This is a genomic window from Bradyrhizobium sp. (genome assembly GCF_019244115.1).
Classification (GTDB): domain Bacteria; phylum Pseudomonadota; class Alphaproteobacteria; order Rhizobiales; family Xanthobacteraceae; genus Bradyrhizobium.
In genome coordinates this window covers 23,537-32,610 of the sequence record NZ_JAFATE010000011.1, presented here as the reverse complement: position 1 = coordinate 32,610, position 9,074 = coordinate 23,537, and the positions used below count along the sequence as shown (strand labels likewise).

9 protein-coding genes are annotated in these 9,074 nt (G+C 58.5%); 4 read left to right on the top strand and 5 right to left on the bottom strand.

Annotated elements, in window-relative coordinates; all coding sequences use genetic code 11:
• The 3 genes from JOZ76_RS00500 to tnpA form a co-directional block, all read right to left on the bottom strand.
• Positions 1-605 (bottom strand): IS66 family transposase zinc-finger binding domain-containing protein (locus tag JOZ76_RS00500; protein WP_291696677.1); only part of this gene is annotated, 605 nt, incomplete at its 3' end.
• Positions 606-668: 63 nt separating this feature from the next.
• A complete protein-coding gene (tnpB, locus tag JOZ76_RS00495) occupies positions 669-1,019 on the bottom strand; it encodes an IS66 family insertion sequence element accessory protein TnpB (protein ID WP_291696676.1) in 351 nt (116 codons plus the stop codon).
• On the bottom strand, positions 1,016-1,420 hold the full coding sequence (gene tnpA / locus JOZ76_RS00490) for an IS66-like element accessory protein TnpA (RefSeq protein ID WP_291696675.1): 405 nt from the start codon (positions 1,418-1,420) through the stop codon (positions 1,016-1,018). Before tnpA ends, tnpB begins: the two co-directional genes overlap by 4 nt.
• A gap of 287 nt (positions 1,421-1,707) precedes the next feature.
• On the opposite strand from tnpA, the gene JOZ76_RS00485 reads away from it, so the two are divergent.
• Positions 1,708-2,613 (top strand): class I SAM-dependent methyltransferase, encoded by a 906-nt coding sequence (locus JOZ76_RS00485; protein ID WP_291696674.1) that lies wholly within the window; start codon positions 1,708-1,710, stop codon positions 2,611-2,613.
• A 220-nt stretch (positions 2,614-2,833) separates the two neighbouring features.
• Here the strand turns inward: JOZ76_RS00485 and JOZ76_RS00480 are convergent, their stop codons facing one another.
• Positions 2,834-4,147: an ABC transporter ATP-binding protein gene (locus JOZ76_RS00480; protein WP_291696673.1), complete on the bottom strand. Its 1,314-nt coding sequence runs from the start codon at positions 4,145-4,147 to the stop codon at positions 2,834-2,836.
• A gap of 14 nt (positions 4,148-4,161) precedes the next feature.
• Complete coding sequence (locus JOZ76_RS00475) at positions 4,162-4,989, bottom strand: ABC transporter permease (RefSeq protein ID WP_291696672.1); 828 nt, start codon at positions 4,987-4,989, stop codon at positions 4,162-4,164.
• Between the two features lie 89 nt (positions 4,990-5,078).
• Between JOZ76_RS00475 and JOZ76_RS00470 the strand changes: the two genes are divergently transcribed.
• The 3 genes from JOZ76_RS00470 (at position 5,079) to JOZ76_RS00460 (ending at position 8,329) form a co-directional block, all read left to right on the top strand.
• Positions 5,079-6,389, top strand: a complete 1,311-nt coding sequence (locus tag JOZ76_RS00470) for an O-antigen ligase family protein (protein WP_291696671.1) — start codon at positions 5,079-5,081, stop codon at positions 6,387-6,389.
• A 308-nt stretch (positions 6,390-6,697) separates the two neighbouring features.
• A complete protein-coding gene (locus tag JOZ76_RS00465) occupies positions 6,698-7,210 on the top strand; it encodes an NUDIX hydrolase (protein ID WP_291696670.1) in 513 nt (170 codons plus the stop codon).
• A gap of 888 nt (positions 7,211-8,098) precedes the next feature.
• Positions 8,099-8,329 (top strand): hypothetical protein, encoded by a 231-nt coding sequence (locus JOZ76_RS00460; protein ID WP_291696679.1) that lies wholly within the window; start codon positions 8,099-8,101, stop codon positions 8,327-8,329.
• Positions 8,330-9,074 lie beyond the last annotated feature (745 nt).

The window sequence follows — 9,074 nt, the reverse complement described above, 5'->3', positions numbered from 1 at the left end:
TTCTCGAACAGGATCATCGCCAGCAGAGAAGGCCCGGCGAAGCCGCGCGGCAGAACGTGGAACGGCGCGGCGACCTGCGTGATCTTCTCGCAATCCCTGCAGGTGAACTTCTCGCGCACGTATTGCACCACCTTCCATTGCCGCGGCACCACCTCCAGTGTCTCGGTGACATCCTCGCCGAGCTTGGCGAGCCGCTTCGAGCCGCAGCAGGCGCAGGCATCGGGACCGGGCAGCACGATCCGCTCGCGCGGCAGATGCGCCGGGAACGGCTTGCGCGCGGCCCTGCTGCGCGCAAAGCCATGAACGGGCGGCGTCTCACCGACAGCGGCGGCCGCCTGCTCGGCCGCAAGCCCGTCCTCCGCCGCAGTCGCCTCGAGTTCCTCCAGCTGAAGCTCCATCTGGTCGAGCAGCCGCGCCTGGCGCTCGCTGCGCTGTCCAAAGAGCTCGCGCCGCATCTTCGCAATCGCCAGGCGCAGATGCGTGATCAGAGCCTCGGCGCCGGATGCCTCGGCGCGCGCCCGTGCGAGCTCGGCCTCACGCGTGCGCACGAGTTGCTTCAGCAGCTCGATATCGTCGGGAAGAGAATCAGTGGTGGTCACGGCCATGATGGAATCACAACGCGCTGCGCTTGTGATGCCCTTCGCGCAGGTTGATTCACAATGCCGCGCTCAGCCCGCCGCCTCCGGCCGCCATGTCCGCTGCGGCAGCCGCCAGTCGATCCCTTCCAGGAGATACCCGAGTTGCGCCGGCGTGATCGCCACCGTCCCGTCCGCCGGCGACGGCCAGATGAACCGGCCATGCTCCAGGCGCTTGGAGAACAGGCACATGCCCTGGCCGTCGTGCCACAGCACCTTGATCAGGTTGCCGCGCCGGCCGCGGAACACGAACAGGTGGCCGCCATGCGGATCGCGCTTGAGGGTCTCCTGGACCAGGAGCGCAAGCCCGTCGAACCCCTTGCGCATGTCGGTGCGGCCCGTCGCCAGCCACACCCGCGCCCCGCTCGGAATGGGGATCGTCATCGCCGCTCCAGCGCGACGATCAGGCGCGCCAGCGCATCGGCATCGATGCCTTGCTCGACGATGACCCGCAGGCCATCCGCGAGCACGATCTCCAAGCGTCCGCATGCGCCAGCCGGCGGCGGCAGCGCCGCTGTGGCCGCTCCTCGATCCATGATGACCGCTTCGGCAAATGCCACAGGCTCGGCATCCCCGCCCAATCGTCCCTTGCGGGCCAGCCGCCGCCAGGTGAACAACTGACCGGTTGACAGGCCATATCGCCGGGCGGTCGCCGAGACCTGCCGCGCGCCGCTATCACTCTCGGCGACGATCCGCCGCTTCTCCTCCAGTGTCCAGCGGCGTCGCGCCCCGGTCTGGATCACCTCGAGCCGCGACACCTTCGGCATAGTCGTATGCTCAGTCATACGACCATGTCTTCGCGCCTTACTCCATCAGCGCAAGACGGCCCTTACCGGAGGGATACGTTTAACGGGCCTATCCGGAATCCTTTCCGGCGACGATCAGTTGGATACCGACCGCGACGTGTGTTGCGGCGACACGACCGCCGGCATCGCCGCGACGGGGGTATCGGACTAATCGAGCTCCGGTGGTTTTGGGGCTTTCTAGGCCGGGTTGTGGTGATGGATTTGTCGCGCTTGATGCCACCGAAGTCGTGGTGGTAAGCTTTGCAATTAGCCTGGAGGACGTACAGATGTCGTTTGATTCGAAAGCGAAGCGGGCGCGTCTTCTCTATCAAAAGCGTGGCCTCAAGTGGCTGGTCGTGTCCGCAATCGGCGAACTGCCGTTCGCGCCTGCGGTCTTTGCGCGGATGGCAAACCTCATTCCTGCTAGCCCCTTTGTCGCCCTGGCAGGCGTTCATTCCAATCAGCTATGGGAAGAGCGGCGCGCGAGTATCCTCAGGGTTACCCGCAAGTTCTTGACCGGACCATGCGATGCCCTTGAGATCGGAACATGGATGGGCCAAGGATCAACCCGGGTGTGGCTTGAAATCCTCCCGTCCGGCTCCTCCCTGACGCTGATCGATGCTTGGCGTCCGTATGTCGATCAAAACGAAACCACCGCCGCCACCGCGCAAATGGATCGGCTGCACCATGCCGCGGTCAACTCCACGCTTAAGGAGATTTACAGGGCCGAAGCAGAAGGCCGGGTTTCTGTATCCCTTGTTCGCGCCAGATCGGACATGGCTCTTCCGAAAATCAAAGACGGCTCGTTCGACCTTATCTACATTGACGGCTCGCACTACTACGCGGACGCGAAGCGTGATATTCAGGAAGCGAAGCGCTTGATCAGGCCGGGCGGCTTGATCTGCGGCCATGATCTCGATTTGCCCGCAACGGACGAACTACTAGCTCAGGCGCGGAAAAACCTTGACCTCGACCTTCTGATCTTGCCGGACGGAAACGCATTTCACCCCGGCGTGTTACTGGCTACATCAGAAGAATTCCAACACGTTAGTTGCGAGAACGGGTTCTGGTGGATCGAGCCTAACTCGGTTGTAGCTTTCCACAAACATGGTGCTGCAGATAGCGTCGTTGGCGTTCTCAGTCCCGGCGCGCCTGGTGACCTTGATTTTCATCGCATTGGTGCTAGTCCGTGAGAGAGTGCCGCTACTAGTTTATGCCACGTACGTCCTATGTAGAGCGAGAACCAGCATGGAGTAACCTTCGCAGCCGGTGTCAACGGTCGGGCCGGAGGCGCCTAGCGATGATTCAAAATGCGTGTAGTGACGTAATCGGCCTGCGGCGTCTTCCTCGGCTGGTCGCTGCCGCATTACCTGTTGTCCCATTCATGTCGGACATCTTATATTAGAATTGCTGTCATAACATATCGAACTTCGGAGAAAGGTCGAATAGACCGTTGAAGCTGATACGTCTACTAATCGGAGCGATGCTGATCATTGCGACAGAACGACGGACATCCACGGGACTTCCACCGGGAGTCCCATCCATCTCCGCAACACCAACATCAAGAAAATAATCGCCCGGGCGCAGCGGAGCGGAAAATGAAAACCTGATCCTCTGAAGGGTTCCGGGTGCGCTGGCCGGCACCGGGATTTGCTGCATGAATGTGTTGCTGCCATACACCTCGATTCCTGCCAGCGTCTTGATGCAGAAGCCGAGCAGCGGCGCGAATTTAGCGGAGTATCTCAGCTTGGCGTAGATGTTGATCGGGTCGCCGAAGTTGATTTGGGGCGGATCCCAAACGCCGCCGGCTTCGACGACGCAGTCGACGATTTCCGCCCGCCGGTCGCCGAACCGAACCTCGTTCTTGCAATAAGACCGGCGTTCTTCGATTCCTTTATTATCAGCAAACTCGATGTTGGGATGGTCAATCGTGACCTGCCTAGCGTGGCTCTCGTCGGCGTTGTTCGCTTTGCCAGGCACGGGATCGTCGTCGCCGAAAATCGTCTCAATGTACCGGTCCACGACGTCTCGGGGCTTTCCGTCCATCACTAGCCGCCCTTTATTCATAAGAATGGCGCGGTCGCAGTGTGCAGTGATTTGCCCGATGTCGTGCGTTACCAAGATGATTGTCTTGTTCTCGGCCTTGAAGTTTTCGATCCTAGCGTAGCACTTGTGTTGGAACTTGGCGTCGCCGACGGCCAGCGCTTCGTCGATGATTAAGATTTCGGGATCGATGTGAATTGCTGCGGCGAACGCCACTCGGACCGACATTCCGGAGGAATAGGTCTTGACTGGCTGATCAAAGAATTCGCCGACTTCGGCGAAGGCTTCAATCTGCGGCATACGATGCTGCATCTCCTTGCGACTGAAGCCCATGATGGAGCCGTTCAGCATGACATTCTGGCGGCCAGTAAACTCGGGGTTGAAGCCAGCGCCGAGTTCCAGTAGGGCCGAGAGTCGGCCGCGCGCATCGACCCTGCCTTCGGTCGCCTGCATCACCGAGCAGATGATCTGCAAGAGAGTGGATTTACCGGAGCCGTTCTGGCCGAGAATTCCCAGTACCTCGCCTCGCTCGACCGTAAAGCTGACGTCCCGCAGTGCCCAGAACTCGCGATGATAGGCTTTGCGAAACGGATGCAGGGCTTCTGCTAACCGCGCAGACGGGGAGGTAAATAGCCTAAATTTTTTTGATACGTTCCGAACCGAAATCGCGATGTCTTTGGACACAGGTTCACTCTTGCCTAGACCACGTCCGCAAATTCAGGCTTGAGTCGATCGAACACGAACGAGCCTATCAGCATGGAGCTGGCCGCGAAGCACCAAAAGTAAGCGGTCTGCGCGGCGCTGGGCCAGATTACGTTAGGATAGATGAGGGAATCCCGATAACCGGAGACGATGTAATACAACGGATTATAGGTCAGGATCCAACGAATGGATTCCGGGATATTTTGCTCTGGCCAGACGATCGGTGTCGTCCAAAACCATACATTCAGGAAAATAGAAAGCGCTTGGCCGATGTCGCGATAGAAGGTCTGCAGCGCCGAGAGCAGCCATCCAATCCCGAGCAGGAGTGCCACGATGCAGATGAAGTAATACACCACCAGAGTTCGCTCAATCCTGAACGGCACATGGAAGAAGAGCAGCATCGCGACGATGATAAGCAGGAAGATGAGATGCGGGAGTAGGGCGGAGACGACTTTCACGACGGCCAGCACCTCGGTCGGAAACACCGTTTTCTTCACGAGATGGGCGTTGTCAGTTACCGAACTCGAAATCGCCTGCAGGGTATCGTTGAACAGAAACCACGGCGCGAGCCCGCACACGAACCACAGAGTAAATGGTGCGTCCCCCGGACTTTGAACACGGAAGCCGACGGCGAAGACAAAATAGAACACCGCAATGGTAGCCAGCGGCTGGATCACGGCCCAGATAGTCCCACCGAGCGTCCCGATGTAACGGCTTTCGAAGTCGCGCAAAGCCATTGCATAGATCGTCCCGCGATGCAAAAATGCCTGCCTCATGAATTTGGCTGGCGCGAATCCGTGCAGGCTGGTTTTGAGGCGACCCATGAGAGGTCGATTATAGCGAAAGCGAACAATTTCAAATAGTAAATGCAACGGCGCACATTTTCTCCGGCGAAGCTGATGGGGGCTTGCGCTTGAGCGGAACCGACTTCTTGAATACATCCAACGCCTTGCAGAGATTTGAGGCCTTCAGGACTTCCCCGCATTGGCTCACCGGGGCGGACCTGCTGGCGGTTCTGCTTGCGGCCGCGCTGCCTTGGTCGACGTCGATTTTTTTGATTCTCGCCTTACCTCTACTGGCGATTGTCTGCGGTAGCGTGGATGTGGGTGTGTTGCGGCGATCCATCAGCCGGCCCGCATCGATGGTCGCGCTCGCGTTTTTCGTCCTAGCCCTGTCAGGAGTTTTGTGGTCGGAGGCGGGCCCTCGTGCCGGGTTCCACGCCCTCGGTCCGCTCACCAAATTCCTGGCACTCCCGTTTCTGCTCTACTATTTCGAGGTGTCAAAACGTAGTGGCTGGGTTATCGCGGCGTTTTTGCTCTCCTGCGTAGTGCTGCTCGTCAATTCCTGGGTAGTTCTGTTCGATCCCGGGTTGGCTTTCAAGACGGGACGATGCTGCGGAGAGGATTATGGCGTTCCGGTAAAGAACTATATCGATCAAAGTCAGGAGTTTGCCCTATGCCTAGTCTGGCTTATTTCGATCGCGTTGTATTGCATTCGCCGAAATATGTGGAACGAGGCGGCCGGGCTTGGCGTCATCGCGCTGGCCTTTGCCGCTAATCTCATATTCGTCGTGGTTTCGAGAACGGCGATTGTAGCGACGCCTTTTATGATTCTCGTGTTGGCGTGGCGGCACTGGAAGATGCGTGGCGTACTGTATGCAGTGAGTCTCGGCGCCGTCGCTGTCGTCGCGATCTGGTTAGCGTCGCCCCATTTTCGCGATCGGGTCTTGTCAACCTATTCGCAATACGAGGAATATCGCGACCGGAGCATTCCCTCTTCGGTGGGCAAGCGGCTCGAATTCTGGCGCAAGTCGCTCGGGTTTTTTCTGGATGCTCCGTTATTCGGCCATGGAACCGGATCTACATTGAAGCTGTTTGAGGAGGCCGCAATCGGACGTTCCGCGGTTTCGGCGGAAGTGATCGCGAACCCGCACAATCAGACGCTGAACGTTGCGGTCCAATGGGGCATCGCGGGCGTCATTATGTTGTACGCGCTGTGGTACACGCATCTGCGAATGTTTTGGAAAGAGGGGCTCGTTGCCGAATTAGGCATCCTTCTGGTGGTACAAAATGTCGTCAGTTCTCTTTTCAACTCACACCTCTTCGATTTCACCGAAGGATGGTTGTACGTCCTCGGAGTGAGCGTCGCTGGCGGCATCCTCGCGAAGCATAAGGAAAGGCCGGGCCCGCTCGGGGACTGCGATGAGGGGTACAGGTATGAATGAATGCATAGGGAGCTGCCACTTGCGGTGCCAACATATTTGTTGCTTAGAAGAAGCACGCACATAATGCGCTCAGTGAAACCCGAGGTTACTTTAGGATCACAGTGAGCACGCAAGCGCCAACAGGAAACGACGCGGATGAGTGGAGACAATGGGTTCTTGAAAACGCATGTGCCGTTCATCTTACTACAGAAATCGCGGCTACGATGAGCCGGAATGCGTCGAATCCGGAGCACGCGTTTAGCGGTGTGGGCCAAACGCTGGAGCCGGCACCTATGTCATCTTGGCCAAGGATAACGAAGAGAAGCCTTATGAGGCTTTCCTCGTGGGTAGAGCTGATTGCTCGGGAGGTCGAGTTTGCGCCGGGCGCGGAGCCGCAGGTCTATCATTCGATCAAGGGCTCCGATTACGTGGTTGTTTTGGCGATAACGCCCGAAGGCCTTATTCCTCTTGTTCGCCAATATCGACCCGCTGTCGAGGGCTTCACGCTCGAGTTCCCCGCCGGCATTATTGATGAAGGTGAAGATGCCGCCGATACGGCGCGCCGCGAGTTGCTAGAGGAAACGGGGTTTCCGGCACGAAAAGTTCATAGTCTCGGCATCAACAAGACGGATGCCGGTCGCCTCAGCAATCGCATGCATTCCTATTTTATCAAAACTGCAGCTCGAGTTTCCGATTTCCAACCGGAAGAAGGTGTTGCGAGCCGCCTAGTGACGCTGACTGAACTCGTTGAGTTGATTCTGACCGGCGAACTGGACGCACAGACAAATCTTGGCACTTTGCTTCAAGCCGTCCTCCGCGGACACCTGGAATTACCCACCTGATCATCACTGATGCTCCGGTCCGGTACATGGATCGTTTGCGTCGCCGATAGAGCGGCGAACCATCGGCATGTTTGGAGACGGCGGCTTGGGCCACGGGCGCCCCGGCGGTATGCCGCTCTTAATGACATGGGTGGCGCCGGCGCCCTGGGGCACGCCGTCGCGATTCCTGCGCCGGCCTAGTCGGCTCGACGTCGCCCCCGGTCCGAACCAACACATCGCCAGCAACAAAATTCTCTTCGACGATCTGGCCTTCTCCTCATCAGACAGTGATCCGTAACTGCTTGCCGGACTGCTCGACAGCCGCGGAGAAAACCGTTGGTAAGAGGTTCTACGCCGCTTCCGGCAACGAATGTTGCGGTCCCACCGTCCGACCCCACCTCAGCCTTTCCGCAAGCTGAAGACCCAACTCTTGCGCCGTCTCACAAGCTAATCAATTCGGTGAGTAGAATCTACACACCATTAAATTAGCAGCGGCCTTCCCAACAGAGCGGCGCTGCGCATAGGTTCTCGGATAAGCACGCGGCGTTCGAAGCGGCGTGGCGTGACTATCTGCCAAGCGCGGCGAGTCCGGCTTCGAGCAATGGTGCGACTAACCGTCATCATCCCGCCGACCAGCGGTCGCCAGCTAGTCACTCTTGAGGACCAGGTAATATAATACCTCGGCGCTGCTTCCTGCTGCCTACGGCGGAACCGGCTTTCGCTGCACTGGTTACCAATCCGATTGCTGTAGCAGGAAAGGTTGCTCGGAAGCGGAGAGGACCCAATATCTAACTTTGAGAAAACTTAGTGCGGTTCCTGCGAAATGCCAGGATTCGAACACCTTGGGGGGATAGAAACCGCAAGATCTGGTGACGAATTTCAACAGATGAAAATTCGAAGGAGGATGGCATGAAACAGCAAGGCCGCACGGGGTCCCGTTACATGTTTGAGCACGGTGCGCCCTATACGCCGCCGCCTGCCACGCCGCCCTTTATACCCGACCGTAACTTCGACGGCGATTCAATCTATGGGCTGCCGGAGATCGAAATGGTCGGACTAGCCGAGGTCGCTCCTTCGAGTTCACCGCTGGTGCCTTCTGCCAACGAGCCCCTAGATCGCGAGTTAATTGATCGTTCGTGAAGAACGGACAATGGCTTGATCCGGAATTGTGGTTCGGTGCGGTCTGCGAGAACGGCCGGGCCGGTCGACGCGGCTGATGGCAGAGCTGGTCATTCCCAAGCAAAGTGGAGCTTCCGACCATCTCGCCCGGCGCGAGGCTGTGTGTTTCTGGCTTCGGTGATGCCGCGTGCTCAACGATCGCGGCTTGAATTCCTTCTTCGCCTGCTGCCGTGGGCAACGCTCTTGGTGTTACCAAGTGCGGTGGCATCTCCACTCTGCCACCGCTCTGCCCTTCTTGGGAGGGTTTGCGTGTGTCCGCACAGGCTCTCACAGTTGAGGGTCGATCCGGCGCGCTGACGCGCGGCAATCCGCTCGCACCTAGGAACATCTCGTCTGTGCGCGCCGGAGAGGTGATCGGCTTCGACCCGGGCCGCGTCCAATGCCGCTCGATCCTCAGTCGAAAGCTCAATCGGGTGCGGATAGACGCGGCGCATGCCATGGGCGTGGGGAAAATCGAGATGTGTTTCGGCCCATTTCCACCCTTCGCATTCGCTTGGCCGTGACAAGGAGACCGAGCAGCGCGACGTCTTCCAGATGGCACGCACGGCGTCGACGCGCTTTTGATATCGGACGCGCCGCCGCGCCACGTCAGGACTATCGCGTTCGCCAGCACGATTTTTTTGATGCTAAGCTTCTCGGCATGGAGGAACTCTCGTACCGAACGGTAATTGACCTCCAATCCGTGCTCGCCAAGTTCCGCCACGAA